Annotated in this window: 25 protein-coding genes; 16 read left to right on the top strand and 9 right to left on the bottom strand. The window is 61.4% G+C overall.

The annotated features are described in order from the left end of the window. The first annotated feature begins 6 nt into the window (after positions 1 to 6). Genes pqqB through RA29_RS20420 form a run of 5 tightly spaced genes read left to right on the top strand, consistent with a single transcriptional unit; the run spans position 7 to position 3,684 of the window. Positions 7 to 894: a pyrroloquinoline quinone biosynthesis protein PqqB gene (gene pqqB / locus RA29_RS20440; protein WP_039689572.1), complete on the top strand. Its 888-nt coding sequence runs from the start codon at positions 7 to 9 to the stop codon at positions 892 to 894. Positions 895 to 899: 5 nt separating this feature from the next. Beyond that, entirely contained in the window at positions 900 to 1,637 is a 738-nt protein-coding gene (pqqC, locus tag RA29_RS20435) for a pyrroloquinoline-quinone synthase PqqC (protein WP_039689632.1), read from the top strand. Further along, entirely contained in the window at positions 1,634 to 1,912 is a 279-nt protein-coding gene (gene pqqD / locus RA29_RS20430) for a pyrroloquinoline quinone biosynthesis peptide chaperone PqqD (protein WP_039689570.1), read from the top strand. The genes pqqC and pqqD overlap by 4 nt, the downstream gene beginning before the upstream one ends. Beyond that, positions 1,896 to 2,981, top strand: coding sequence for a pyrroloquinoline quinone biosynthesis protein PqqE (gene pqqE, locus RA29_RS20425; RefSeq protein WP_039689568.1), 1,086 nt, complete (start codon positions 1,896 to 1,898; stop codon positions 2,979 to 2,981). Before pqqD ends, pqqE begins: the two co-directional genes overlap by 17 nt. A gap of 10 nt (positions 2,982 to 2,991) precedes the next feature. Beyond that, entirely contained in the window at positions 2,992 to 3,684 is a 693-nt protein-coding gene (locus RA29_RS20420) for a vWA domain-containing protein (RefSeq protein WP_039689566.1), read from the top strand. Here the strand turns inward: RA29_RS20420 and RA29_RS20415 are convergent. Beyond that, the gene (locus RA29_RS20415; RefSeq protein ID WP_039689565.1) at positions 3,681 to 4,445 is read right to left on the bottom strand and encodes an ABC transporter permease; all 765 of its coding nucleotides are present in this window, start codon (positions 4,443 to 4,445) and stop codon (positions 3,681 to 3,683) included. The two genes, RA29_RS20420 and RA29_RS20415, sit on opposite strands and share 4 nt — an antisense overlap. Before the next feature lie 158 nt (positions 4,446 to 4,603). On the opposite strand from RA29_RS20415, the gene RA29_RS20410 reads away from it, so the two are divergent. Next, entirely contained in the window at positions 4,604 to 6,658 is a 2,055-nt protein-coding gene (locus RA29_RS20410) for a 4Fe-4S binding protein (RefSeq protein ID WP_241462672.1), read from the top strand. Next, the gene (locus RA29_RS20405) at positions 6,655 to 7,524 is read left to right on the top strand and encodes an FAD:protein FMN transferase (protein ID WP_052249838.1); all 870 of its coding nucleotides are present in this window, start codon (positions 6,655 to 6,657) and stop codon (positions 7,522 to 7,524) included. The genes RA29_RS20410 and RA29_RS20405 overlap by 4 nt, the downstream gene beginning before the upstream one ends. Positions 7,525 to 7,578: 54 nt before the next feature. Here RA29_RS20405 and RA29_RS20400 read toward each other — a convergent pair whose 3' ends face one another. From RA29_RS20400 to pedF, 6 genes are all read right to left on the bottom strand, one after another. Beyond that, positions 7,579 to 8,361 carry a xanthine dehydrogenase family protein subunit M gene (locus tag RA29_RS20400; protein WP_039689560.1) on the bottom strand — a complete coding sequence of 261 codons (783 nt, stop codon included), beginning with the start codon at positions 8,359 to 8,361 and terminating at the stop codon, positions 7,579 to 7,581. A gap of 100 nt (positions 8,362 to 8,461) precedes the next feature. Further along, positions 8,462 to 10,825: a xanthine dehydrogenase family protein molybdopterin-binding subunit gene (locus tag RA29_RS20395; protein WP_039689558.1), complete on the bottom strand. Its 2,364-nt coding sequence runs from the start codon at positions 10,823 to 10,825 to the stop codon at positions 8,462 to 8,464. A gap of 14 nt (positions 10,826 to 10,839) precedes the next feature. After that, on the bottom strand, positions 10,840 to 11,325 hold the full coding sequence (locus tag RA29_RS20390; RefSeq protein WP_039689556.1) for a (2Fe-2S)-binding protein: 486 nt from the start codon (positions 11,323 to 11,325) through the stop codon (positions 10,840 to 10,842). A gap of 39 nt (positions 11,326 to 11,364) precedes the next feature. Further along, positions 11,365 to 11,883 carry a carbon monoxide dehydrogenase subunit G gene (locus RA29_RS20385; protein ID WP_039689554.1) on the bottom strand — a complete coding sequence of 173 codons (519 nt, stop codon included), beginning with the start codon at positions 11,881 to 11,883 and terminating at the stop codon, positions 11,365 to 11,367. 87 nt (positions 11,884 to 11,970) lie between these two features. Next, complete coding sequence (locus RA29_RS20380; protein WP_039689552.1) at positions 11,971 to 12,870, bottom strand: transporter substrate-binding domain-containing protein; 900 nt, start codon at positions 12,868 to 12,870, stop codon at positions 11,971 to 11,973. 4 nt (positions 12,871 to 12,874) lie between these two features. After that, positions 12,875 to 13,573 (bottom strand): cytochrome c-550 PedF, encoded by a 699-nt coding sequence (pedF, locus tag RA29_RS20375; protein WP_039689550.1) that lies wholly within the window; start codon positions 13,571 to 13,573, stop codon positions 12,875 to 12,877. A 163-nt stretch (positions 13,574 to 13,736) separates the two neighbouring features. On the opposite strand from pedF, the gene RA29_RS20370 reads away from it, so the two are divergent. From RA29_RS20370 to RA29_RS20350, 5 genes are read left to right on the top strand one after another with little or no spacing between them, the layout of a single operon-like run. Next, entirely contained in the window at positions 13,737 to 14,900 is a 1,164-nt protein-coding gene (locus tag RA29_RS20370) for an ABC transporter substrate-binding protein (RefSeq protein ID WP_039689548.1), read from the top strand. After that, the gene (locus tag RA29_RS20365; RefSeq protein ID WP_039689546.1) at positions 14,897 to 15,859 is read left to right on the top strand and encodes a YVTN family beta-propeller repeat protein; all 963 of its coding nucleotides are present in this window, start codon (positions 14,897 to 14,899) and stop codon (positions 15,857 to 15,859) included. The genes RA29_RS20370 and RA29_RS20365 overlap by 4 nt, the downstream gene beginning before the upstream one ends. A 28-nt stretch (positions 15,860 to 15,887) precedes the next feature. After that, entirely contained in the window at positions 15,888 to 16,340 is a 453-nt protein-coding gene (locus tag RA29_RS20360) for a hypothetical protein (protein ID WP_039689544.1), read from the top strand. Further along, positions 16,337 to 17,053, top strand: a complete 717-nt coding sequence (locus RA29_RS20355; RefSeq protein ID WP_039689542.1) for an ABC transporter ATP-binding protein — start codon at positions 16,337 to 16,339, stop codon at positions 17,051 to 17,053. Before RA29_RS20360 ends, RA29_RS20355 begins: the two co-directional genes overlap by 4 nt. Beyond that, positions 17,050 to 17,841 (top strand): ABC transporter permease, encoded by a 792-nt coding sequence (locus RA29_RS20350; protein ID WP_039689540.1) that lies wholly within the window; start codon positions 17,050 to 17,052, stop codon positions 17,839 to 17,841. The genes RA29_RS20355 and RA29_RS20350 overlap by 4 nt, the downstream gene beginning before the upstream one ends. Here RA29_RS20350 and RA29_RS20345 read toward each other — a convergent pair. Beyond that, positions 17,838 to 18,452, bottom strand: coding sequence for an ABC transporter ATP-binding protein (locus tag RA29_RS20345; protein ID WP_241462671.1), 615 nt, complete (start codon positions 18,450 to 18,452; stop codon positions 17,838 to 17,840). The two genes, RA29_RS20350 and RA29_RS20345, sit on opposite strands and share 4 nt — an antisense overlap. Then, positions 18,453 to 19,421, bottom strand: a complete 969-nt coding sequence (locus tag RA29_RS20340; protein ID WP_039689539.1) for an ABC transporter substrate-binding protein — start codon at positions 19,419 to 19,421, stop codon at positions 18,453 to 18,455. 331 nt (positions 19,422 to 19,752) lie between these two features. Between RA29_RS20340 and RA29_RS20335 the strand changes: the two genes are divergently transcribed. The 4 genes from RA29_RS20335 to RA29_RS20320 all read left to right on the top strand — a co-directional run bounded on the left by RA29_RS20335 (position 19,753) and on the right by RA29_RS20320 (position 25,777). After that, entirely contained in the window at positions 19,753 to 21,522 is a 1,770-nt protein-coding gene (locus RA29_RS20335; RefSeq protein ID WP_039689536.1) for a PQQ-dependent methanol/ethanol family dehydrogenase, read from the top strand. 108 nt (positions 21,523 to 21,630) lie between these two features. Further along, complete coding sequence (locus RA29_RS20330) at positions 21,631 to 22,332, top strand: response regulator transcription factor (protein ID WP_039689534.1); 702 nt, start codon at positions 21,631 to 21,633, stop codon at positions 22,330 to 22,332. Between the two features lie 32 nt (positions 22,333 to 22,364). Beyond that, positions 22,365 to 23,561 carry an FIST N-terminal domain-containing protein gene (locus RA29_RS20325; protein WP_039689532.1) on the top strand — a complete coding sequence of 399 codons (1,197 nt, stop codon included), beginning with the start codon at positions 22,365 to 22,367 and terminating at the stop codon, positions 23,559 to 23,561. Then, complete coding sequence (locus RA29_RS20320; RefSeq protein WP_039689530.1) at positions 23,561 to 25,777, top strand: PAS-domain containing protein; 2,217 nt, start codon at positions 23,561 to 23,563, stop codon at positions 25,775 to 25,777. Before RA29_RS20325 ends, RA29_RS20320 begins: the two co-directional genes overlap by 1 nt. Positions 25,778 to 25,788: the final 11 nt, after the last annotated feature.

Raw genomic sequence — 25,788 nt, 5'->3', positions numbered from 1 at the left:
CAGTTCATGAGACTGATTGTTCTTGGGGCAGCCGCCGGTGGGGGGCTGCCCCAATGGAATTGTGGCTGCCGCAATTGCGCCGATGCGCGTGCCGGGGTGATCCCACGCATGACGCAATCGTCGGTTGCGGTGTCGGTGGACGGGACGGCTTGGGTCGTGCTGAATGCCTCGCCTGATATCCGGGCGCAGGTGGACGCTTGTGCCGCGATGCACCCGCCCGAACTGCGCGGCTCGCCGATTGTGTCGGTGGTGCTGACGAATGGGGATATTGATCACATTGCGGGCCTGCTGACCCTGCGGGAGAAGACCGAGTTTGATGTTTATGCGACATCTGCGGGCTTGGATATTCTGAGGTCGAATTCGGTGTTTGGGGTGCTGGACCCGGCGCTTGTGGCGCAGCATCAGATTGCGTTGGATATGCCATTCGAGCCGGTGCGTGGCCTGACCATCACGCCCTTTGCGGTGCCGGGAAAGGTGGCCTTGTTCCTGGAAGGCGATACGCTGAACCTGGAAGAGGTGGGGGAGCAGACCGTGGGGTTGCTCTTGGATAGCGGGACGTCGCGGGCAGCATATGTACCAGGCTGTGCGGCTATTCCGGATTGGCTGCTCGACCGCTTAGGCGGTGTTGATCTGCTGCTCTTTGACGGAACCGTATGGAACAATGATGACATGCAGCGCACCGGCACCGGAGAGAAAACGGGCGCACGGATGGGCCACGTGCCGCTGAACGGTGAGCTGGGCAGTCTTGAGCGTTTATCGGGTGTGGAAGGCCGCAAAGTGTTCATCCATATCAACAACACGAACCCGATCCTGCAGCCGGACAGCCCGGAGCGTGCGGAAGTAACGGCCAAAGGGTGGGACATTGCCTTTGACGGGATGGAGATTGCGCTGTGATGGACATGCCGGACAGCCCTGAGGTTTTTGAGGCACGGCTGCGCGCCGTGGGCGAGGCGCAGTATCATGACAAGCATCCGTTTCATCACAAGCTGCACTCCGGCGGTTGTACGCCTGATCAGGTGCGGGCTTGGGTGATCAATCGTTATTACTATCAGACGCGGATCCCGATGAAGGACGCGGCCTTCATGTCGCGCGTGAACGACCCGGCGCTGCGTCGGTCGTGGCGGTCGCGGATCGAGGATCATGATGGCTCGGCTCCGGGCGAGGGCGGTATTGCCCGCTGGTTGAAGCTGGCCGAGGGCGTGGGGCTAGACCCGGATTATGTCGCTTCCGAGGTCGGGATACTGCCTGCGACGCGCTTTGCCGTGGACGCGTATGTGCGCTTCGTGCGGGACGAGCCGTTGCTGCCGGCGGTGGCCTCATCGCTCACAGAGCTCTTCGCCCCCGCCATTCACAAGAACCGGATTGCGGGGTTGCTGGAGCACTATGAGTTCGCCAATTCCGAAACGTTGTCTTACTTCCAGAACCGGTTGAGCGAGGCGCCGAAGGATGTGGCGTTTGGCCTTGGCTGGGTGATGGATCACGCCGTGACCAAGGCCGATCAGGATGCTGCTGTCCGCGCGCTGACCTTCAAGACCGAGGTGCTTTGGGCGCAGCTCGATGCGCTTTGGTCGGCCTATGTGGAGCCGGGGCGCATTCCGCCCGGTGGCTGGCAACCGGGCGAGGGGTTGGCGCGGTGACGCAGGACGACGTCCCATACCTGCCGCGCGGCGTGCGCACTCAGTTTGATGCGGTGCGGAATGTCGACGTGATCCTTGGGCCAGAACGGGTGCTGGTGTTGGATCAGGTGGGCAAGGCTGTGGTTGGGCGGCTCGATGGCGAAGCGAGTCTGGCCGAGATTTCAGCCGATCTGGCGCAGATCTATGACGCCCCCTTGGACGCCATCGCGCCGGATGTGACGGCCTTTGTCGAGGATTTGCGGGACCGGGGGATGGTGCATGTCCGTCCGCGTTGATCCCCCCATGGCAATGCTGGCCGAGTTGACGCATCGCTGTCCCCTCGCGTGCCCTTATTGCTCGAACCCGACGGAGTTGTTGGCCAAAGAGAGCGAGTTGAGTACCGAGGCTTGGGCCGATGTGTTCCAGCAAGCGGCGCGCTTGGGTGTTCTGCAATTGCATCTGTCAGGGGGTGAACCTGCGTCCCGGCGTGATTTGGTGGGCTTGGTCATCGCAGCGCGTGAGGCGGGGCTTTACACGAATCTTATCACCTCGGGCATCGGGCTGACCGAACGACGGTTGCGTGAGTTGGATGATGCGGGTCTCGACCATGTGCAGCTGTCCTTGCAGGGCGTAAACGCTTCCATGGCTGATCGCATCGGCGGGTACAAAGGCGGGTTTGACCGCAAGATGCACGTGGCCGAGATCATCGCGGACATCGGCTTTCCCCTGACCCTAAACGCTGTGATGCACCGCGATAACCTGGATGATCTGCCGCAGACCATCGATATGGCGCTGCGCCTGGGCGCGCGGCGGATCGAAGTGGCGTGCGTGCAGTTCCAGGGTTGGGCGCTGATCAACCGTGCGGTGTTGCAGCCCAGCAGGGAGCAGGTCGAGACGGCCAAGAGGACGGTGGCGCGGGCCATTGAGACGCTTAAGGGCCGGCTGGTGATCGACTTTGTGCCGCCGGATTACTACTCCGATTTTCCCAAGGCCTGCATGAACGGGTGGGGATCGACGGGCCTGAACGTCACACCGGACGGCACCGTACTTCCGTGTCACGCGGCAGAGACTATCCCGCATTTGCGGTTCGAAAAGGTGACGGATCGGGCGCTGTCGGACATCTGGTATAAAAGTGATGCCTTCAACGCCTATCGCGGCACCGATTGGATGCCTTCCATATGCCAGTCCTGCGACCGGCGCGACATTGATTTTGGCGGGTGCCGGTGTCAGGCGATGGCGCTACTGGGCGATGCCGCCGCCCCCGATCCGGTGTGCACCAAGTCACCGGGACGCGCGGCACTGGATGCGCTATTGGTGGAAGAGGTGCAGGAGGTTGCTGCACCCGCGTTTGTGTATCGGCGGTAGGGGGGCTGGCATGAGACAGAGGATTGCAGCGACGCTTGGCATTGCGGCAGTTCTTGTGTCCACCGCTGCGCATGCCGACTGCACGGATGACGCGATGATCGTGTTCGATGGCTCCGGCTCCATGGCGGAAATGGGGTTCAACCAGATTGACGAACCGCGCATTTTTGAAGCGCGCAGGGCCATGCGGACCGTGATGCCGCAGGTGGAGCAATTCCGACGCATCGGGTTGATCGTCTATGGCCCCGGCGGCGCGGGCGGTGTGGGTGAGTGTTCGGGGATTGAGTTACGCTTTGGCCCGCGCGCTGGTGCGGCGGAGGCCGTGATTGCTGCCGTCGAGAATTTGCAGCCGGAGGGGCGCACGGCATTGACCGAAGCCGTGGCGTTGGCGGCCAAAACCCTAGGGTCGCCGAAGAAACCGGGGACCGTTGTTCTGGTCACCGATGGCAAGGAAACCTGTGGCGGGCAAACCTGTGCGCTGGCAGCGCAGCTTTCAGGCACCGCGCTGACGGTCCATGTCATTGGCTTCAAAGTTCGGGGTGAGCATTTCGGTTGGGAGACGGAAGGGGATACCGATTACCTGAATTCGGTCAGCGTGGCCCAGTGCCTCGCCAACCAGACGGGCGGGGAATATGTTGGGACTGAGACGGTGGACGAGTTGATCGCGGCGATGAACCGGACGCTGGGCTGCAACCTGCTGTTCTAAGCCGTGCGCTGGCGCCAGCGGGTGGCGCGGACCTCCATCGCGCGCAGAAGTGTGAATTCCAAGAGCAGCATGAAGGCAACGAAGCTGAGCGCATAGGCCAGTACGTATCCCGTTTCGAACAGTTGGAAATAGAGGTGGATCTGGAAGCCGATGCCGTTGCTGCGGCCCAGAAACTCGACCACCAGAACAATTTTCCAGATGATGGCGAGCCCGTTGCGGGTAGAGGTCGCGATGTAAGGCCAAAGCTGCGGCAGGATGACGTGGTGCAGCCGGGTCACGGGTGACATCCGGAACACTTGTGCCATGTCGCGCAGCTTGGGGTCGAGTACGTGGACACCCTCACGGATGGCGACGGCGACCATGGCTGTTTTGTTGAGGGCGACGGCGGTGATGGCGGCCACTTCGTTCAGGCCGATCCAGAGGTAACACAGGACGATCACTACCAGCGCTGGCACGTTCAGAAGCACGACCAGCCAGGCCGAAAACCAGCGGTTGACCCCGTCGTTGAACCCCATGGCTAGGCCGATCAGACACCCGAAACCCATGGCGAGTGAGAAGGCCGCGGCGACCCGTAAAAGCGTGGCGGTGAAGTGGACCTGCATCTCGCCGTCTGCAACTTCGCCGAGGAAGATGCGCCAGACGTCCGCCGGGGAGGGCAGGACCGTTGGGTCGCTGCCGAGCCACGCTACCGCCCACCACAGGGCAAGCAAGCCGAGCAGTGAAAGAGCGAGGGCCGTGATGTCGAAGCGGGCGTCGTTCATGGGCCAAGCCTGTCACAAATGTGACCTGCGCCAAAGGCGTGTCGGGCCTTGGTGAGACCTTAGTCGCATAGGGTCGCATGGCGCACCGGAATAGGCTGCGCAAGATGTCAGGGATCAAACGCATATCTGCTTGTCTGCTGAGTGCCATACTGTGGAGTATGTCGCTGATCGCGAGCATGGCGGAACCGCTGACGCGCGAGGTGCTCGAGCCCTACATCGTGCCGCCCATGTCACTTGGTGAACAGATCAACGATCAGGGCGTCTGGCAGCTTTTGAATTCGGGCGGGGCCGAGGCGGGATATGTGTTCGAGACTGAGCCGATGGCGCCTCTGCCCGGCTTTTCCGGGGCGGCGATCAACATGCTTGTGGTGCTGGATCTGGACGGCCGGTTTCTGGACGTGCAGCTGATCTCTCATAACGAGCCGATCTTTGTCTCCGGCCTGCCGGAGAAGCTGTTTTACGATTTTTTCAAGCAGTATCGTGGACATTCGATTTCGGACACGCTGGTTGTCGGCTCGCCCTATGGCGCGGGCGGGGACGGATCGGCGCTGGTTTATCTGGACGGCGTGACCAAGGGGACGGCGTCGGTTCGGATCGCGCACGAGAGCATTCTGGCCGCCGCCTTGCAGGTCGCACGAGAGAAGATGGGTGGGATTTCATCCGGTCCGCCGGCTTATCCCGACCCGGAGTATCGCGAGGATTTGACCTGGGATGCGTTGGTTAAACAGGGGATCGCCACGCGCAAGGTGGTGACGAATGCTGACATGGATGTCGCCTTTGACGGCACGCTTTGGGAGGATGACGACCCGGAGGCCAAAGATGATCCTGACGGCACCTATCTGGACCTTTGGGTGGTCGACATCGGTGCGCCCTCCGTCGCTGAGGCTGTGTTGAGCCCCAGCAGTTTCGAAGAGCTGCAAAGCTTTATGGAGATTGCGGATACGGACGAGCCGGTTCTGGTGATCGAGGCCGGGCGGCACGGGCTGGTCACCGACGAGTTCGTGCGCAACACCGCGCCCAACCTGATCAGCGCGGAACAAGGTGGCTTTCCCATCGCGTTTCGCGACAGCGACATCTATGTCGAGCTGAACGACGCGCTGCCGAACGAGTTGCATAATGCGGTCTATGACGGGGCGGCGCTGATCCTGCGAACAGACCGGCGGCTGGGCTTTGATCCGGCGAGTGAGTGGGTGCTGAAGGTCAAAGCGCTGCGCGAGCACGGGTCTTTCCAGCCCGAGATCGGATCGGTTACACTGGACGTGCCGCATGTGACGCCCGAGCGGTTTTACAAACGTCCCGAGGTCATCAAGCCAGCGCCGCCCTGGGTCGATGCGCTGCGCAATCGGGCGGTGGACTTGGCGGTGCTGGGTTTGTTTCTGGCTGGCCTTGTCGCCTTGCTGCTCTTTGGGCAGAACCGTCTGGCCGGGTCGCCTTGGTTCACACCGCTGCGCTTGGGTGTACTGGCCTTTGTCGTGGGCTTCATCGGCTGGTGGGGGCAGGGGCAGTTGTCTATCGCGACGCCACTTGCCGTTGGCCGCACCGTGCTCGATGGCGGCAGTTTTGCCTTCCTGCTTTATGATCCGTTTTCACTGGCGGTCTGGGGCGTAACAGTCCTCGGCTTTGTCCTGTGGGGCAGGGGGCTATTTTGCGGTTGGCTGTGCCCGTTCGGTGCGTTGCAAGAGTTCGCCAACCATCTGGGACGCCTGCTGCGCCTGCCGCAAATCGAGCCAAATGCGTTCTGGGACGCGCAATTGAAGAACCTGAAATATGTCGTGCTAGCGGTGTTGGTGACGCTGATGGTCACAGCGCCCGCCGCGCTGGACAAGGCGATCGAGGTGGAGCCGTTCAAGACGGCCATCACGACCTTCTTTATCCGCGAATGGTACTATGTCGTCTATGCCGTCGCACTGCTGCTCCTGTCGATGGTCCTGTTCAAAGGGTTTTGCCGCTACCTCTGCCCACTGGGTGCGGTCATGGCGATAGGTGGACTGGTGCGGGGCCGCGACTGGATCGCGCGGCGGGCCGAGTGTGGCTCGCCCTGTCAGTTGTGCAAGGTCAAGTGCAGCTACGGCGCCATCAAGAAGACAGGCGAGGTCCAGTATTCGGAGTGCTTCCAGTGTCTGGATTGCGTGACGATTCACGAGGATGAACGCAAATGCGTGCCGCTGGTCCTCGCCGCGAAGGGGCGCAAGCTGGGGATGGCCGCGGAATGATGGTTCGACGTCGTTTCCTGGCTGTTGCCGCTTGTTTCGCTGCCACACCTGCGTTGGCGCAACGGCATGCGTGGACGGGTCGGGCCTTTGGTGCCGAGGTGTCGATCGAATTGCATGGGCCTGCAGATATCGCCGGTCCTGCATTGGAAGAGGCGCGCGCCCTGATTGCCGAGGTTGAAGGGCTGTTTTCGCTTTACGACCCGGTGTCGGAGCTGGCTAGGCTTAATGCCAAAGGCGCACGGAAGGTTCCCACGCGGTTTATTGACCTGATGCGGATTGCGGATGCGGCGCATCAGGTTACCAGCGGCCTATTTGACCCGACGGTTCAGCCCCTCTGGCGCGCGCTGGTCGACGGCGGTGATGTCGAGGCGGCTCACGCGCGCATCGGATGGGATCAGGTCACATGTCAGGGTTCCCATGTGACGCTTGCGCCGGGACAGTCGCTCACCTTCAACGGCATCGCACAGGGGTTTGCGACCGACCTCGTGTCGGACATGCTGCGGGCGCAAGGCTTTGAAAGAACGCTGGTCAACATCGGTGAGCATCGCGGTACGGGCGGGCCGTGGCGGTTGGGCCTGTCTGATCCGATCCATGGCATGCTTGCCATGCGCACCATCGAAAATCGGGCAGTAGCCACGTCGAGCCCCATGGCAACGCCGGTCGGCCCGAACGGTCACATCGTCCATTCGGTTCAGTCGCCGCGCTGGTCTACTGTGTCAGTCGAAGCAGATACTGCTGCGATGGCCGACGCTTTGTCGACCGGATTGGTGCTGGCAGATCTTGAGCAGGTGAAACAGGTGCGCCGCGAACCCTATGTGCACCGGATCACGTTGGTGGATCCGAGCGGTGACCTTATCACACTCTGAAATGACAAAAGGGCGGGGATGATCCCCGCCCTCTCTGTTTGATGTCACCGAGGATCAGCTTGCAGCAGCCACGGCCCGGCCCGTCATCACCTTGACCAGATGCGCGCGGTATGTGGCGGATCCGTGCAGGTCGGCAATCATGTTGTCCGCCGAAACGCTCAGCCCTTCGAGCGCCGAGGCAGCGAAGTTAGCGCTCAGCGCCGCTTCGGCCTCGGTCCAGCGGAACACACCTTCGTTCGAAGCACCGGTGACCGCCACGCGCACGCCGTCTGCATACTTGGCAACGAACACACCCACCAAGGCAAAGCGCGAGGCAGGTTGGACGAACTTCTGGTAGTTTGCCGCCTGCGGGATCGGGAAGTTGACAGCAGTGATGATCTCACCTTCTTCCAAGGCGGTGTCGAACATGCCCTGGAAATAGTCGTCTGCCGCGATCTCGCGCGAGGTAGTGACGATCGTCGCACCCGAGGCCAGAGCAGCCGCCGGATAGCAGGCCGCGGGGTCGTTGTTAGCGAGCGAGCCGCCAATGGTTCCCCGGTTGCGCACCGCAGGGTCGCCAATATGCGAGGCCAGCGCCGACAGCGCCGCGTAGTTGCCATCCGCTGCGACAGTCGCGTGGGTTGTGGCCCCACCGATGCGCAGGCTGTCACCATCCCGCGTGATCCCTTGCATCTCGGCCACGCCTTTCAGCGACACAAGCGTGGACGGGCTGGCAAGCCGCTGCTTCAGCGTGGGAATAAGGGTCTGCCCCCCACCCAGCGCTTGCGCGTCCTCTGTCCTCATGGCTGCGACGGCGTCTGCAACCGTGCCCGGCTTTTCAACATCGAAGTTGTACATTTTTTGTCCTTTCATCTGAAACAGGGCGTGGGTTCCCCCCTTCCCTGTTTCAAAAAATCCCGGGGGTCCGGGGGCTGGCCCCCGGTCCTGCCCTCTCAGATCATTGCATCGCTTCCCAAACGCGGGCGGGCGAAACGGGCATGTCGATATGGGTCACATCCTTCCCACCCGACTGCAACGCGTCGATCACCGCATTCACCACCGTGGGCGGCGAACCAATGGCACCAGCCTCACCGCAGCCCTTCACCCCAAGCGGGTTGTGGGTACAGGGCGTGCCCTGGCTGTGATCCACCGCAAACATCGGCAAGTCATCGGCGCGCGGCATGGTGTAATCCATGTAGGACGCGCTCAGCAGTTGGCCGTTCTCGTCGTAGGACGTGTTTTCCAGCAGCGCCTGCCCGATGCCCTGAGCCAGACCACCCTGCACCTGACCGGTCACGATCATCGGGTTGATGACATTGCCGAAGTCGTCCACGGCCGTCATCCGCTCCACGGTTACCTTGCCGGTCTCCGGGTCGACCTCAACCTCGCAGGCATAGGCGCCAGAGGGATAGGTGAAGTTCGCGGGATCGTAGAACGCCGTCTCCTCCAGCCCCGGCTCGATGTCTTCGAGCGGGTACTCGTGGGGGATGTACGCCTTGAGCGCGACCTCGCCAAAGGTCACCGACTTGTCGGTGCCCGAGACCGAGAACACGCCGTCCGCGAGCGTGATGTCGTGCTCGGACGCTTCCAACATATGACCTGCGATCTTCTTGGCCTTGTTGATGATCTTTTCGGTGGCCCGGACTACGGCAGAGCCGCAGACCGCCAGCGAACGCGAGCCATAGGTGCCCATGCCGAAGGGGATCTTGGATGTGTCGCCGTGCACGATGTCGATGACGGCGGGGTCGATGCCCAGCATCTCGGCCACCACTTGCGGGAAGGCCGTTTCATGTCCTTGCCCGTGGCTGTGCGCGCCGACCATGACGCTCAGGTTGCCAGTGGCGTTTACACGCACCGTGGCCGCATCGTAGAGACCCACGCGAGAACCAAGCACACCGACGAGGTTCGACGGCGCGATGCCGCAAGCCTCGATGTATGCGTTCACGCCAAAGCCGCGTAGCTTGCCGTTCTTCTCGCTTTCGGCCCGGCGTGCGGCAAAGCCGGCCACATCCGCGACCTCTTCCATCTTGTCCATGAGCGCGTCGTAGTTGCCCGCGTCATATTCCAGCCCTGCCGCAGAAGCGAAGGGATACTGGTCAGGCTTCACGAAGTTCTTGCGCCGCAGCTCGATCGGGTCCATCCCCAACTCGCGCGCGGCCTTGTCGATGACCCGTTCGATGGAATAGGTCGCCTCGGGCCGTCCGGCACCGCGATAGGCATCAACAGGGGCGGTGTTGGTGAACACCGCCTTCACGTTCACATAAACCAGCGGCACCGTGTAGTTCCCGGCCATCAGCGTGCCGTGCAGGAAGGTCGGCGTCGCGGTCGAAAAGTTCGACAGATACGCACCGACATTCGCCTTGGTGTCGGTGCGGAAGGCGAGGAATTTTCCGTCCTTGTCCAGCGCCAGTTCGATCTTGGTCACGTGGTCGCGGCCATGAGCATCGGTCAGGAACGACTCCGTCCTATCTGCCGTCCATTTCACCGGGCGATTGAGCCGTTTGGCCGCCGCCAGCACCAGCGCTTCTTCACCGTAGTGATAGATCTTGGAGCCGAACCCGCCGCCCACGTCGGGCGCGATGACGGTCAGCATGTTCTCGGGGATGCCGAGGACAAAGGCCGAGATCAGCAGCCGCGTCAGGTGTGGGTTCTGCGAGGTTGTGTGCAGGGTGTATTCACCCGTACTCGCCTTATAGCTACCGATGGACGCGCGCGGCTCCATCGCGTTGGGGACGAGGCGGTTGTTCACCAGCTCCAGCGTGGTGACATGATGCGCGTTCTTGATAGCGTTGTCCGTTGCCTCGCGATTATCTTCGATCCAACCCCAGTCAAAGCACTGGTTGGTGCCGATTTCGTCATGGACATAGTTGGACCCAGACAGGGCTGCGTTCATGTCGACGATGGCGTCGAATTCTTCGATATCTGCCTCGATGGCCTCAACTGCATCACGAGCTTGCTGCACTGTTTCGGCGATGACAGCAGCATAGGCGTCACCCACGTGGCGCACCTTGCCGTGTGCCAGGACGGGCCGCTTGGGTTCCTTCATCGGCTCACCATCACGCGAGTTGATCAGCCAGCCAGCGGGGTTGCCGCCCACTTCGGCGAAGTCTTCACCGGTGAACACGGCCAGCACGCCGGGCATCACTTCGGCGGCAGAGGTGTCGATGGATTTGATCGTGCCGTGGGCGACGGTCGAGCGAGCAAAGACCGCGTAGGTCTGTTTCGCCAGCGTGATGTCGTCTGTGTATTCGCCGGTTCCGGTCAGGAAGCGGACGTCTTCGCGGCGCACTGTGGCGGCGCCAATCCCTGTGTCCTTGGGCATTGTCTATCCTCCCCTTATTCAGCGGCGATGGCTGTGACGTCCTGACCGGACGCCGCCATGATTGCCTTGACGATGTTGTGGTAGCCGGTGCAACGGCAGATATTGCCTTCGAGGTACTCGCGGATCTCTTGCTCTGACGGCTTGGGGTTCTCCTTGAGAAGGGCCGCCGCCGACATCACCATGCCGGGTGTGCAGAAACCGCATTGCAAGCCGTGGTGATCCTGAAACGCCTGCTGGATCACATTCAGCGAGCCATCAGCATTCGCTTGCCCTTCGATGGTGTCAACGGTCGCACCGTCGGCTTCCGCCGCCAACATTGTGCAGGACTTTACGGCCACGCCGTCCACATGCACGACGCAGGCGCCACATTGCGATGTGTCACAGCCGATATGCGTGCCCGTCAGGCCCTGATCGTCGCGCAGAAAGGACGCCAGCAATGTGCGTCCTTCCACGTCTCCGGAAACGGTCTTGCCGTTCACCGTCATGGTTACCTTGGTCATTCGTTCCTCCCTTGGAATGTCTGATATGTTGGTCCGCGCCTAGCTGACGAGGCGCTTAAGCCAGCCCTTCTTGGGTGCGTCTTCTGACGTCTCCGGCTCTGGTTCTTCGGCAGGCGCAGGGGCGCCCACGTGGTCCTGGAAATTGTTGAAAAACTGGTCCGCCATCTTCTTGGCAAAGCCATCGATAATACGGCTGCCGAGCTGGGCGAGCTTGCCGCCGACCTTTGCTTCGACATCGTAGTGCAGCACGGTCTGGTCACCTTGCGCCTCAAGCCGCACCTTGGCGCCGCCCTTGGCAAAGCCCGCGGCGCCACCCTTGCCCTCGCCCGCGATGTTCACGCTCTCGGGGGCCTGCATATCCGACAGGGTGACTGCCCCTTTGAATGTCGCCTTCACCGGGCCGACCTTTTGCACGACTGTCGCGGTAAAGCCTTCCTCCGCCGTGCCCTCCATCTCCTGGCAGCCGGGCACGCAGGCCTTCAGCACCTCTGGATCGAGGATCGCGGCCCAGACCGTGGCCCGGTCGGCGTCGATGACACGTGAGTCGCTGAGATTCATGGAATGCCCCCCTTTTGCTTGTTTGAAAGCCTATGGCGCAGGGGGCCCATGCACCATTCGACCAAGTGTGTACGACCAAAGTCGTGCTTATCTTTCAGGGGTTTGGTGGGTCAGGCCGTATTTCTCATAAATCGCCGGAATCCGCCCGTCTTGCAGCGCGTAATTGATCGCGTCATCGACGGAATAGGACAGCGGTCGGTAGCGGAAATTCACGGCCACGCCGAGGGTCCACTGGCTGACGGCAAAGCCTGCGAGCGGGGGCTGGTGCACACCGCTTGTGTCGCTCAGTCCGTGCTCCAATTCTCCCAAGGGACCCATGACCGCCTTCACCTCGCCTGCGTTCAGCGCCTCCATCGCCTCTGCCGTTGTGGTGAAGCGGCGGATGTTTGGCTGAAGCTGACCGCCTACAAAACCTGACAGGTAGAAGTCAGAGATCGAATCGTTCTCGACCCCTACAGTGTCGAAGCGGAAATAGGCCGGAACCGGCTTTTCTTCGGGGTAGGTCGCCTTGTCATAGGCAATCGCGATGCTCTCGCCCGCGTATTGGCCGGTGAACACCACCTGCTCGACCCGACACTTAAAGGCGCTGTCATAAGGGATGCGCATCATTACGTTCGCGATGCGTCCGCCGATCAGGGCACCGCGCCAGATATTGTTGCGCAGGTCCGCATCCAGGTTCTCGCCCGCAGCCACGAAGTTGAACCGCGCATCGACCCCCAGATCTTCGGCAATGATACGGGCAATCTCGATGTCTACGCCCATCGGCTCGCCATTCTCTTTCCAGGAATAGGGCGGGTAATCCTCGTAGACAGCGAACAGCATGTGCCCCTGGTCCTGGATCTGGTCCAGCTCCTTGCCCACGATGTCCCGCCCCACGTTCTGGGGCTTAGGTTGCGGCACGTGATCCGCGCATGGATCAGCAGCGTGGGCCTGCCCCAAGGACAGACCCACAACCACCAGGGAGAAGATTGTTTGTCGAAATGTCATGCCGTCAGTTTGCGGCAGACAGACCAATCGTCAAGGCTTCGGAGGCCGACTTGTATGCGCCGGGCGTCCCGTCGATCAGGTTGGCCGCGCGGAAGGCCACGCTGTCGGCCACCGGGGCACCGGACAGCGTCGGGATTTCGCCCGCGATTTCACCAAGCCGCGCCTTGAGAGCGTCGGCATCGGCACCGCTGGCATCGCTGATGTATCCCGCCAATTCGTCACGCAGCGTTTTCAGCTCGTCCGCAACCTCTTCCATCGCAACGTCATCTGGTCGCGCCTCGATATACGTGCGGATGGCCCAGGCGGCTTCTTGCCCCAGAAGCTCACCAAAAGCGGGCATTTTGGTGATGCCGTTCTGGGTGTAGCCCTCGACAAAGCGTTCCATGTACCATTCGTCGCCGTATTCTTCGGCCTCAAGGAACCGAAGGTCGGGTGCCAGACCGCCCGAGACGACTTCCAGCCCGTGGCAGCGCGCGCAGTTCTGATTGTAGCCCGAGGCGCCGATTTCGATGGCGCGCAGCCAGGTTTCCTCGCCCACCTTGTCGGCGCGGTAGGGGTTCTCGGTCAGCCAATCCCCTTCGATCGCGGGCAGGTCCGAGGTGTCCACGGCTTGCGGTGCGACATCGCCATGGGCGACGGCAAGTGTTGCAATAGCCGTCAACGCGCCGGCCAGCAGAAATCTATTCTTGGATGTGCTTTTCATCACATGCCTCCCTGACATGAGTGCTCCTCTTGCCTTCTGTCCTAAGGCACGGGGCGGGGGCGGGATATTCGACTTTGGTTGTGGGCCAAAGGGAGTAAGACCATGGTCCTATACACACCCAATTCCCGCTCAAGTTAGCCTTGAGGGAACGGGAGGAAAATACGTGAAACACCTTGTCTTGGGTGCGCTCTTTGGGGGTGCGCTGGCCGTACCTGTCTGTGCGGAAATTACACTGAATATCGGGTACTTGCGGGTCGAGCAGCCTGCACCCCCAACTCTGTCCAACCTTGATCCGATCCCTGAAAGCAATGGTCTTGCGGGGGCGCAGACGGGGCTGGCGGACAATCTGACAACGGGCAAGTTTCTCGGCCAGACATACGAATTAACCGTGGCAGAGGTGTACGAAGGCGAAGACCCACTGGCCACCGCGCGCGATTTGCTAACCGCGTCGCCCTATCTTGTGATCGACGCGGGCCCGGAAGACATCACTGCAATTGCCGATCTGGCCGAGGCGGAAGGTGCAGTATTGTTCAATACGTCCGCCGGTGATCTGGCCCTGCGCGATGCAGAGTGCCGAGGCAACTTGCTGCACACGCTCGCCTCAGATGCGATGCGTACGGATGCGCTGGCTCAGATGCTTGTGAAGAAGCGCTGGGATGATCTGGTCATGATCACAGGCACGCACGCAGCCGACACCAGCTATGCCGAGGCGATGCGCCGGTCGCTGACCAAGTTCGGTCTTTCGCTGGAGGCAGAGAAGGAATGGGCCTTCGACGCCGACATGCGTCGCAATGCCAGCCAGGAAGTGCCGCTGTTCACCCAGGACTTCGGTGACTACGACGCGCTGATCATCGCGGATGAGGTGCACGATTTCGGGCGCTACGTCCTTTACAACACTTGGGAAGCCCGGCCCGTTGTCGGGTCCGAAGGGTTGTCGTCGGTTGGCTGGTCACCCGTCATCGAGCAATGGGGCGCGGCGCAACTTCATTCCCGGTTCGAGGAAGAACACGAGCGCGAGATGACGGCGCAAGACTACGCAGCCTGGGCCGCCGTGCGCACGCTGGGCGAGGCGGTGACGCGCACCAATGCGACCGACCCCGAAACACTGCGCGCATACATCATGTCCGACCAGTTCGAACTGGCGGGCTTCAAGGGCCGGCCCCTGACTTACCGCGACTGGAATGGTCAGCTGCGCCAACCCATTGCCATCGCGCACCCCCGTGCGCTGGTGGCCCAAGCCCCGCTCGAGGGGTTCCTTCACCAGACCAACGAACTTGACAGCCTGGGGCTCGACCGCCCCGAAAGCAACTGCGAGGCCTTCCAATGATCCGTTTGACTGCGATGTTTTCCCTGTTGGCGTCCACCGCGATGGCGGGCGAGATCTGGGTGACGAATGAGAAAGACGACACGATTTCTGTCATCTCGACCGAGACGCTTGAGGTCATCAAGACCTATGATGTGGGCGAGCGCCCGCGTGGCATCCTGTTCAACAGCGACTACAGCCGCCTGTATATCTGCGCTTCCGACAGCAATGCGGTGCAGGTGATGGACCCGAACTCGGGCGAGATCCTGCATGAACTGCCCTCCGGCGATGACCCGGAGCAATTCGTGCTGCACCCGGATGACCGGCACCTCTATATAGCGAACGAGGATGATGCGATCACAACTGTTGTGGACGTGGAAACCCGCAAGGTCGTGGCCCAGATCGACGTGGGCGTGGAGCCGGAGGGCATGGCCGTTTCCCCCGATGGTAAGATCGCCATCACCACGTCTGAGACGACGAACATGGCCCACTGGATCGACACCGAAACGCAGGAGCTGTTTGCCAACACGCTTGTCGACAGCCGCCCGCGCCACGCCGAATTCATCAAGGACGGTGCCGAGATGTGGGTGAGTTCCGAGATTGGCGGGACGCTGACCGTGTTCGACACCGCCACGCAAACCGAAAAGGCCAAGATGAGCTTTGAGGTGCAGGGTGTCCACCCCGACCGCGTGCAGCCCGTGGGGTTCGAGTTCACAGCCGGTGACACCCACGCTTTTGTCGCGCTTGGGCCATCGAACCACGTCGCGGTCGTCAACGCCGAAACGTATGAGGTTGAGGATTACATCCTCGTCGGCCGCCGCGTCTGGCACATGGACTTCAACGAGGATCGGTCGATGCTGTTCACCACCAACGGTGTGTCGGGCGATGTCACGGTTATCGACGTGGAAAAACGCGAGGCCATCAAGTCCATCAAGGTAGGCCGCTTTCCCTGGGGGGCCGCGTTCCGGCCCACCGGTTCCTAATACTCACTACATTTCGGGAGGAAACCCAATGAAGACCCTGGCTTTGATCGCCGCAATGGCGCTTGCCGCACCGACATTTGCCCTGGCGGACAATGATGATGACGACGCAGGCTTTGGCGCTGCGGGCCTGCTGGGCGGCAGCAACAAGGAAGACCTGCCGCCGATCATCCTGTCGGCGGGTGAACCCATCGCACCCGAAGGCGCGTGGGAGCTGAAATCCGGCACCTACTACGAGTTTGAAATCCAAGGTGACGGCAGTCAGGAACTGGCGCTGGTTGGCCCCGAGTTCTTCCGCGCGATCTGGATTGACGAGATTGTGGTGGAGGGTCTTGAGATCCGCCCCCTCGGCCTCGACAGCATCGAGTTTGACGAAGCGGGCGAAATGGAGATCGGTTTCGTCGCGATCAAACCCGGCGCATACTACATCAAGATCCCGGGGACATCGGGCGAAACGCAACGGTTGGACATCACCATTAAATGACAGGGCTTGAGGCCACGGGCCTCACCTATTCATACGGAGCGAAAAAGGCGTTGGAGGATGTCTCCTTCAGCGTCTCTTCTGGTGCGTTCTGCGCGCTGCTCGGGCCGAACGGCGCGGGGAAGTCGACGCTCTTCAACCTGCTGACCCGGTTGTTCGTGGCGCCAGAGGGGCGGATTATCATTGCAGGCCACGATCTGCGCACGAACCCGCGTGCAGCGTTGGCCGAGTTGGGCATCGTGTTTCAACAAACGACCCTCGACCTCGATCTGACGGTCCAACAGAACCTGAACTACTTCGCAGCGCTGCATGGTCTGTCGGGCCGCGCCGCACGCGCCCACATTGACGCCGCACTGGATCAACTCGATATGCGCGAGCGGGCAGGGGAGAAGGCCCGCGCCCTGAACGGCGGGCACAGGCGGCGGAGCGAGATTGCGCGCGCCTTGCTGCATGATCCCAGTGTGCTGCTCTTGGATGAGCCGACCGTGGGTTTAGACGCTGCTGCGCGTGCGTCGATCACGGACTATGCGCATACACTGGCAGATCAGGGCAAGACAGTCCTGTGGGCCACACATTTGACGGACGAGGTGCGACCCGACGATGACCTGATCGTCCTGCACCGCGCAAAGGTATTGGCACACGGCAAAGCGCGTGACGTTGCAGGCGACATGAGTTTGAAAGACCGCTTCCTGTCCATGACCGGAGCGGAGGCGTGAGCGCCTACCTCACCTCCATGCGCGCCATCGTGCTGCGCGAGGCGCTGCGGTTTATCCACCAGCGTGAACGGTTCATCGCGGCCCTTGTCCGCCCCTTAGTTTGGCTGCTCGTTTTTGCCGCCGGGTTCCGCGCGGCCCTCGGCCTCAGTATCATCCCTCCATACCAGACCTATATCACCTACGAGACGTATATTGTCCCCGGCCTGTGCGGCATGATCCTGCTGTTTAACGGGATGCAATCATCACTCAGCCTCGTTTACGACCGTGAGATGGGGTCGATGAAGTTGCTGCTGACCTCGCCACTGCCGCGCGGGTGGCTGCTCTTTTGCAGGCTGGTGGGCTCGACAGCTATTTCGATCCTGCAGGTCTATGCCTTCCTCGCCATCGCCGCCCTCTTCGACATTCGAATGCCCGCGTGGGGCTACGTCACCGCGCTGCCTGCCTTGCTTGTGGCGGGGCTGATGCTGGGCGCGCTTGGCCTGCTCCTGTCGAGCTTCATCAAGCAGCTTGAAAACTTCGCGGGCGTGATGAACTTCGTCATCTTCCCGATGTTCTTCCTATCATCGGCGCTCTACCCGCTGTGGAAAATGGCCGAAAGCTCGGAACTGCTGCATGACATCTGCGCGGTGAATCCATTTACCCACGCGGTCGAGCTGATCCGCTTTGCGCTTTATGTCGAATTGAACCCGGGCGCACTGGGATGGACCCTGCTGGCGACTGCGATCTTCGCGGTTGCCGCGCTGGTCGGCTACGATCCCGCGCGGACTCGGATCGGGCGCAGGGGCTAGGGCGCCATGTCACTCACAATTGTCGCGGGCTGACCGCCCAGCGTCACAATGCGGTCAGCCAGGCGTTTCGCCTCTTCCTCCGCATGCGTCACGAGGATCGTTGCAACACCGTGCGCCTCTCGGAGACGGGCAAAAAGCGCCATCATCTCTTCCACCAGATCGGGATCGAGCGAGACAAAGGGTTCGTCCATCAGCAGAAGGTCAGGTTTCACGGCAAAAGCACGGGCAAGGGAGAGGCGCCGTTGCTGGCCCAGGGACAACTGGCCCGGAAAATCGGCGCCGCGCCCTTTCAGACCCACATCCTGCAAGGCCGCCATAACGTCTTGATCCGATGCCCCGGTGGGCAGTGCAATATTGTCGGCAACAGTCCGCCAGGGCAGGAGGGTCGGTTCCTGAAACACCATCGCGCAGGTGCCGCGCACACCGCACCTGCCATCAAAATCCGTATTCAGCCCTGCAATGACGCGCAACAAGGATGACTTTCCGATCCCGGATGGCCCGACCAGCGCAAGCGTGTCACCACGATCCAGCTGAAAGGATATGTCCCGCAGAACGGGCTTGCCCTGATAGGCCAGCGCCTGCAATCGCAGATCAAGCAGTGGGGCAATCACCTAACTGCCGGAGTGCAGGAAAGTGCCGGCAGGCAGTTCCCTTGCATCGCCCACCAGGTCTTCACCTCCTAGCTCGACCATCAGGGCGAGCATCCGGGCGGCGGCGTCTTCATCGACCGGACCAGCGTCGGGAATGCCCGCGCGGAACCCGGCCTTAAGCGCGTCGAACTGCGCGTCGGTCTTAGCATTCATCCGGTCGCGCAGGCGGTCCCATTCGGTATCATCGGCGGCCAGCAGATCCTTGGCGTCGCGCGACGCAGCGGCCAGACCATTCACGAGATTAGGATTGTCGCGCAGCATCTCACCCTTGACCACATACCCGAGAAGTGGCGTGTTCGGATCAAGACCGAGCGCTGTGGCCGCATCGGCGACATCGACCAGCTTGCGCATGCCCGACGCTTCCATCTTGGCGAGGAAGTGCCAAAAGTTGATGACAGCATCGACCTCGCCCGAGAGCGCCGACTTGAAGATCAGCGGCGGCGCGGCAAAGACCTGTTCAGTTTGCGCCTCAAGATCAGCGCCTTGGGCTTGGGCAGCATAGGCTTGCAAGATCAACCAGCTCTTGTCCAAGGGTCCACCGGCGATCCCGATCTTGGATCCCGCCAGATCAGCGAGCGACTGCGCGGGGCTGTCTTGCGGCACCATCACACCACCCACAGCCTTGGAGTAGGGGATGAAAACATAGTCCTTGCCTGCCGCCCGTTGGCGCGCGACCCACAGCCAGTCAGAGACGATCACATCGGCCTCTCCACCCTGAAAGGCGACCTTGGCTGCGGACCCGCCCGCGACACCCTGCACCTGCAAGTCGAAACCATGGGCGGTGTCAAAGCCATGATGTTTGATCGTGTCGAGTTCCCAATTCACGGTGCCGAACTTCAGGACCGACGCGCGCAACACAGGCGTGTCTGCCAAGGCAGCGGCAGCTAGAAGAGCAGCGGCGATGGCCCCGCCAAATGCTTTGAAAAACATGCGTTGATCCTCCCGTATCGCCTTAAACCTACCAATATCGGCGCGCGCTGGAATACGACCAAAGCCGCAACTTTGCCGGGGAGTCGCATGCCATAACGTGTTGCCACCGATGTGCGCAAACTTATCCTTTTGAAGCCCAAAACCCGATTTCGCGACTCGCTCCACGACCAAAGTCGCACGCCATCTGTCAAGTTCCTTGGGGTCTTACGACCATTGGCCAATACCTGCATGACCCGTTTGCGCAAATACTCTCGGCATGGCGAGGGCGGTGCCACATCTGTTCACTGCTTTCGCAAGAACTGCCCAGCAAAGGGTTTTGGGAGGACTACATATGAACAGATTTATCGCCGCCGCAGTTGCGGGGGTCCTTGCGACCTCAGCCGCATTTGCCGAAGGCGTCACCGAAGACATGCTGGCCAACGATGCCGCGTCCACGGGCGACGTGCTGACCAACGGCATGGGCCGCCACCTGCAACGCTATTCGCCGCTCGACACGCTGAACAAGGACAACGTCAAAAACCTCGTGCCAGCCTGGGCCTTCTCGCTAGGCGGGGAAAAGCAGCGCGGTCAGGAAACGCAGCCCATCGTGCATGATGGCGTGATGTACATCACCGGCTCCTATTCCCGGATGTACGCGATCGACGTCAAAACGGGTGAAGAGATCTGGCAATACGACGCCCGCCTGCCTGAAGGGATCCTGCCCTGCTGTGACGTGGTGAACCGTGGCGCTGCCATCTATGGCGACAACGTCTATTTCGGTACACTCGATGCCCGCATCGTGGCTCTGAACGCCAAAACGGGCGACACGGTCTGGAACAAGAAGATCGCCGATTACAAGGCGGGCTACAGCTATACCGCTGCGCCGCTGATCGTGAACGGTCTGGTCATCACCGGCAACTCCGGCGGTGAGTTCGGGATCGTTGGTGCCGTCGAAGCGCGCGACGCCGAAACAGGTGAACTGGTCTGGCAACGCCCCGTGATCGAAGGTCACATGGGGATGCTCAACGGCGAAGAAAGCACCATGACCGGCACGCTGAACGCGACATGGCCGGGCGATATGTGGAAAACGGGCGGTGGTGCGACCTGGCTCGGCGGGTCGTACGATGCCGACACCGACACGCTGGTCTTTGGCACGGGTAACCCCGCACCCTGGAATAGCCACCTGCGCGGTGCCGGTGCACCCAGCGAAGATGGCATGGGCGACAACCTCTATGCCGCATCGCGCCTGGGGATCGACCCTGCAACGGGCGAGATCAAGTGGCACTTCCAGACCACCCCACGCGAAGGCTGGGACTATGACGGCGTGAACGAGGTTGTGGCCTACGAAAACCGCGCGGGCGAGCAGCGCTTTGCCACCGCCGACCGCAACGGGTTCTTCTATGTGCTGAACCGCGAAGACGGCGAGTTCGTGCGCGGCGTCCCCTTCGTCAAAGACATCACCTGGGCCGAAGGGCTTGATGAGAACGGCCGACCGATCTTTGCCGAAGCCAACCGTCCCGGCGATCCCGCTGCTTCTGCCGATGGAAAGAAAGGTGAGGTTGTGTTCTCTTCCCCAGGCTTCCTGGGTGGCAAGAACTGGATGCCGATGGCCTTCAGCCAGCGCACTGGCAACTTCTATGTACCCTCGAACGAGTGGGGCATGGACATCTGGAACGAGCCGATCACCTACAAGAAAGGTGCTGCCTATCTGGGTTCGGGCTTTACCATCAAGCCCAACTACGAGGACCACATCGGCAGCCTGAAGGCGATCGACCCCGACACAGGTGAAACCAAGTGGGAGTTCAAGAACGACGCACCGCTTTGGGGTGGCGTGATGACGACCGCAGGTGGCTTGGTGTTCACCGGCACGCCAGAGGGCAAGTTCATCGCCTTTGACGACGAGACCGGCGAAGAACTGTGGTCCTTCCAGACCGGCTCGGGCATCGTGGGTCAGCCCATCACCTGGGAGCAGGACGGTGAGCAATACGTCACGATCATCTCCGGCTGGGGCGGTGCGGTTCCGCTCTGGGGTGGGGAAGTGGCCAAAAAGGTCAACTACCTGAACCAAGGCGGCATGCTCTGGACCTTCCGTCTGCCGGAACAGCTGGCCTCCGCCAACTGATCCTTTGACACCACCGAAGCGCCCTCGCATCAGCGGGGGCGTTTTGTCTTGTGATGTAAGACCTTTTGACAGGTGACCGCAGGAAGCCACGCAGGCTAAGCTGCATGTATGGCGCTACAAACATCACCCCTGTCCGATCCGTCCGAAACCAAGATGCCGCAAGGCTGGGCGCTGGTGATCGACGATCATCCACTGTTCTGCGACGCGCTGGAACTCACGCTTCGGTCGGTTGCGAATTTCGACAAGGTGGTGACAGCCGACAGCCTGGAACGCGGGCTTGAACGGCTCGTCGATGACACCCCGCCCGCGCTGATCCTGCTGGACCTGAACCTGCCAGACGTCGACGGCCTTGACGGGCTGATGCGGCTCAAGCGCACGGCAGAGGCGACGCCGGTGATCATCGTGTCGTCCATGACCGACAATTCGATCATCGCGAATTCCATCGTGGCCGGGGCGCAGGGCTTTGTACCGAAACACTCGCACCGGTCGGTGTTCCGCGACGCCATCGAAACCATCGCAGCGGGCGACATCTATAAACCCGCCGGGTTTGTCGAAGGCAACGGGACCGATGCCACGGACGACCACCTTACCCGCCTGTCGTCCCTTACGAACCAGCAAGCCCGCATCCTAGACCTGATTTGCGAGGGCAAGCTGAACAAGCAGATCGCCTTTGACCTGTCGATTGCGGAAACCACGGTAAAAGCTCACGTGACCGCCATCATGCGTAAGCTCGGGGTGCAAAGCCGGACACAGGCGGTGCTTGTCGCGCAGGAAGCCAAATACTCAAATGTCTTGCCAACCGGCGACTGACGCTCATATCTTTAGCGTCAGGGAGAGAGTAAATGACATTGCAGTCCAAGGCCGGAAGGCTCGAAGGACGTGCTGTGGCAGACAGGTATGACATCCTTCATACCGCAGAAGTGCGCGCTTCAACGACGTCGCCCGTCAAACACCTGAAACGCAAGCTGGGCGAAGGCCCATTTGCGCTAGTCGCACTTTTTGTCACCCCAGCCGTCGACTTTCACGGCGTCGTGGCCGAGGCTGAGGCGCTGTTTCCAGACGTCGACGTACTGGCCTGCACAACAGCGGGCGAGATCGGCACGACAGGCTACGAAGAAGGTCTGGTGGTCGCCGTTGGCTTTCCCGAGGACGGGTTTGCCACCACCTCCCTGATGATCCACGACCTCGACGCGCTCGACATACAGGAAACCGTTGACCAGATCACACTGGAACGGATCGCCCTGAGGGACAAGACGCCCGACCTCAACGAAAACTTCGCCTTTCTCGTCGTCGATGGCCTGTCGCTCAGTGAGGATACGCTCGCCGCAACCATCGCGCCCGCCTTGCGTGATTTCCCGATTTTTGGCGGCTCGGCCGGGGACGGCACCGCCTTTTCCCAGACCTTTGTCGCGCTGAACGGCGAGGTGGTCAGCAACGCGGCCATCCTTACGCTTGCGCGCAGCAAATATGAGACGCGGGTCTTCAGCCTGAACCACCTTGTGCCGGGCGACACGCAAATGGTCGTGACAGGCGCTGATCCTGCCCGACGCATCGTCAAGGAAATCAACGCCGAACCCGCCGCGCGCGAATATGCGCGACTAGTCGGCAAGGATCCTGACCAGCTTGATCGCTTCACTTTTGCCTCGCACCCCGTGGTCGTGCGCATCGGCGACACGCACCATGTCCGCGCTATCCAGCAGGTCAACGACCAAGGCGAATTGGTCTTCTTCTCCGCCATCGACGAAGGCATGGTGCTGACCGTCGCGTCGCAGGAAAACCTGTCGGCCCACCTGCAGGACAAGCTGTCGGACCTGGGCCGCCCGGACGCACCTGCAAACATCATTGGCTGCGACTGTATCCTGCGGCGGATCGAGGCCGAGCAGTCACAACAGACCCGCCAAATTTCTGACGTGCTCAGCGCGCACCGTGTCACCGGCTTTTCCACCTATGGTGAACAGATCGGCCCGCTGCACGTGAACCACACAATGAGCGGCGTTGCCTTCTACCACCCAACGGTGCCGGGCAAGGCGGGCGTCTGATGTCGCTAATCAACCCCAACGACTCGCTCGAACGGCAGAACGAAAAGCTGCTGCAAATCTCGCACGCCCTGATGCGGCGGGTGGAGCAGAAGACGGAACAATCCGGCTTTGCCTACCAGCAGTTCGAACGCGCCGCCTTGCTCGAATCCGAAGTGCGCGACCGCACCCGCGATCTGGAACGCACGCTGGACCTGTTGCAGGACTCCAACGCCCGGCTGGAACAGGCCAACCGTGAAACTGAAAACGCGCAGGCTAACCTGACCGAAGCGATCGAGACCATCAACGAAGGCTTTGCGCTTTTTGATCAGGACGACAGGCTCGTCCTCTACAACAGCCGCTTTTGCCGGGATTTGCAGGATGTGGAGCCACTTCTCAAGGAAGGTCTGACATTCAAGGACTACGTAAACTACATCTCGACCAGCCGTTTCCTGGCCCTGCCAGACGGTCAGACCGCCGACGAGTGGGCAAGGCTGCGCCTCGAACGGCACCGCGAGGAACACGTGGTGTTCAACGTCAGCCTGATCTGGGACCGCTGGTTGCAAGCCTCCGAGCACCGCACGTCGCGCAACGGCACCGTGATCCTGCAAACGGATGTGACCGACATCATCAGGATGGAGCGGCAGGAACGTGATAAGATGCGCCACCAAGAGGCGCGCAAACTGCAAGCGACGCTCGACCACCTGAACCAGGGCGTCTGCATCTTCGACCACGACAAGACACTGGTGGGCTGGAACAAGCGGATGGACCGTTTACTCGACATCGCCCCCATTCGCTTGCGCGACACGCTGAACTTCGACGACCTCATGGAACAGTTCCGCGAAGAGCTGGTGTTCGATACCAGCTTTCCTGCCGAACGGTTCATCGACTGGACCAACCGCACCCGCACCCGCGAACCCATCGCCTTCGAGGTGACGCGCAAGGGCGACCAGATCTACAGCATCTTCGCGCAGGAAATGCCCGACCGGGGGTTCGTGATCAGCCTGACGGACGTCACATCTGAACGCGCCGCCACCCGCGCTTTGTCCGAGGTGAACGAACGCCTCGAAGGGTGGGTCGAGGAACGCACCGCCGAACTGGAAGAAGCGCTGAGCGAGGCCGAACGCGCCAACGCCTCCAAATCCCGCTTTGTCGCGGCCGCCAGTCACGACCTGCTACAGCCCTTGTCAGCGGCCAAGCTGTTCGTTTCCTCCATCGCCGACCAGACCGACAACCGGTCCATCAAACAAGTGGTGGCCAAGACCGAAACCGCCTTGCAAGGGGTCGAACAGATAATCGAGGCGCTGTCGGCCATCTCAAAACTCGACGCAGGCAAGGCGGTGTTCGATGTCCAACCCGTTTCGCTCACCGAAATCTTCAACCCGCTGCGCGACGAACTGGCCCCGAGCGCGCGGGCCAAGGGGCTGAGCTTTTCAATGGTCCACAGCGGCCTGACGGTGGTCAGCGACCCCGGCTACCTGCGCCGCATCGTGCAAAACCTGCTGTCCAACGCCATCCGCTACACCGATGAAGGGCGCGTGCTGGCCGGGGTGCGCCGCGTCGGCGACTATGCCCGGATCGAGGTTTGGGACACCGGTTGCGGCATCCCGGAACAAGATCAGGATGCGATCTTTCAAGAATTCAAACAGCTTGCGCCGGGGGCCGCGAATGCTGGCCTCGGCCTCGGCCTCGCCATTGTGGAGCGCGCCTGCAAGGGCCTGCGCCATCCGCTCGAATTGTGGTCGAAGCCCGGCACCGGCAGCTGTTTTTCTCTCATGGTGCCCGTGTCAGCACCTGCAGCACGGTTGCTCGACCCGCACCGCGCAGCACCATCCAACGCCTTGCGCGACCTCAGCGGCCTTCTTGTCATGCTGGTCGAAAACAATCGCAGCGTGGCGCAAGCCATCATGCATCTGATCGAAAGCTGCGGTGGCGAGGTGATCCTAGCCGAAACAGGTGAAGAAGCGCTCGCGACGATTTCCGAGATCGACCTCGTGCCCGATGTCTTCCTGCTGGACTACCAACTCGGCACCGGTATGACCGGCGTTGAGCTTTACGAGGACATCCTGTGGCGCTACGGCGATGTACCCGCCGCCATCGTCTCCGCCGACCGCACCACGGAACTCAGGGCGCATTGCAAACGGCTGGGCCTCAAGCTGCTGGCGAAACCGGTAAATGTACAACGCGTTTGCGATTTCCTGAGCGAGGGATACAGACCGGCCATGGCAGATTTCACATAATAAAACCTATA

The sequence above is a fragment of the Tateyamaria sp. ANG-S1 genome (assembly GCF_000814025.1).
Taxonomy (GTDB): Bacteria; Pseudomonadota; Alphaproteobacteria; order Rhodobacterales; family Rhodobacteraceae; genus Tateyamaria.
The sequence above is the reverse complement of the archived record's forward strand: the minus strand, read 5'-3'. Positions and strand labels throughout refer to the sequence as shown.

Bases quoted from the DNA above. Each gene is read 5' to 3' on its own strand.
- RA29_RS20325 (WP_039689532.1), top strand. From the start codon at position 22,365: ATGACATTGCAGTCCAAGGCCGGAAGGCTCGAAGGACGTGCTGTGGCA.
- RA29_RS20420 (WP_039689566.1), top strand. From the start codon at position 2,992: ATGAGACAGAGGATTGCAGCGACGCTTGGCATTGCGGCAGTTCTTGTG.
- RA29_RS20340 (WP_039689539.1), bottom strand. From the start codon at position 19,421: ATGTTTTTCAAAGCATTTGGCGGGGCCATCGCCGCTGCTCTTCTAGCT.
- pqqC (WP_039689632.1), top strand. From the start codon at position 900: ATGCCGGACAGCCCTGAGGTTTTTGAGGCACGGCTGCGCGCCGTGGGC.
- pqqB (WP_039689572.1), top strand. From the start codon at position 7: ATGAGACTGATTGTTCTTGGGGCAGCCGCCGGTGGGGGGCTGCCCCAA.
- RA29_RS20410 (WP_241462672.1), top strand. From the start codon at position 4,604: ATGTCGCTGATCGCGAGCATGGCGGAACCGCTGACGCGCGAGGTGCTC.
- RA29_RS20330 (WP_039689534.1), top strand. From the start codon at position 21,631: ATGGCGCTACAAACATCACCCCTGTCCGATCCGTCCGAAACCAAGATG.
- RA29_RS20405 (WP_052249838.1), top strand. From the start codon at position 6,655: ATGATGGTTCGACGTCGTTTCCTGGCTGTTGCCGCTTGTTTCGCTGCC.
- pqqE (WP_039689568.1), top strand. From the start codon at position 1,896: ATGTCCGTCCGCGTTGATCCCCCCATGGCAATGCTGGCCGAGTTGACG.
- RA29_RS20390 (WP_039689556.1), bottom strand. From the start codon at position 11,325: ATGACCAAGGTAACCATGACGGTGAACGGCAAGACCGTTTCCGGAGAC.
- RA29_RS20335 (WP_039689536.1), top strand. From the start codon at position 19,753: ATGAACAGATTTATCGCCGCCGCAGTTGCGGGGGTCCTTGCGACCTCA.
- pedF (WP_039689550.1), bottom strand. From the start codon at position 13,573: ATGAAAAGCACATCCAAGAATAGATTTCTGCTGGCCGGCGCGTTGACG.
- RA29_RS20320 (WP_039689530.1), top strand. From the start codon at position 23,561: ATGTCGCTAATCAACCCCAACGACTCGCTCGAACGGCAGAACGAAAAG.
- RA29_RS20360 (WP_039689544.1), top strand. From the start codon at position 15,888: ATGAAGACCCTGGCTTTGATCGCCGCAATGGCGCTTGCCGCACCGACA.
- RA29_RS20395 (WP_039689558.1), bottom strand. From the start codon at position 10,825: ATGCCCAAGGACACAGGGATTGGCGCCGCCACAGTGCGCCGCGAAGAC.
- RA29_RS20365 (WP_039689546.1), top strand. From the start codon at position 14,897: ATGATCCGTTTGACTGCGATGTTTTCCCTGTTGGCGTCCACCGCGATG.
- RA29_RS20415 (WP_039689565.1), bottom strand. From the start codon at position 4,445: ATGAACGACGCCCGCTTCGACATCACGGCCCTCGCTCTTTCACTGCTC.
- RA29_RS20385 (WP_039689554.1), bottom strand. From the start codon at position 11,883: ATGAATCTCAGCGACTCACGTGTCATCGACGCCGACCGGGCCACGGTC.
- RA29_RS20400 (WP_039689560.1), bottom strand. From the start codon at position 8,361: ATGTACAACTTCGATGTTGAAAAGCCGGGCACGGTTGCAGACGCCGTC.
- RA29_RS20380 (WP_039689552.1), bottom strand. From the start codon at position 12,870: ATGACATTTCGACAAACAATCTTCTCCCTGGTGGTTGTGGGTCTGTCC.
- RA29_RS20355 (WP_039689542.1), top strand. From the start codon at position 16,337: ATGACAGGGCTTGAGGCCACGGGCCTCACCTATTCATACGGAGCGAAA.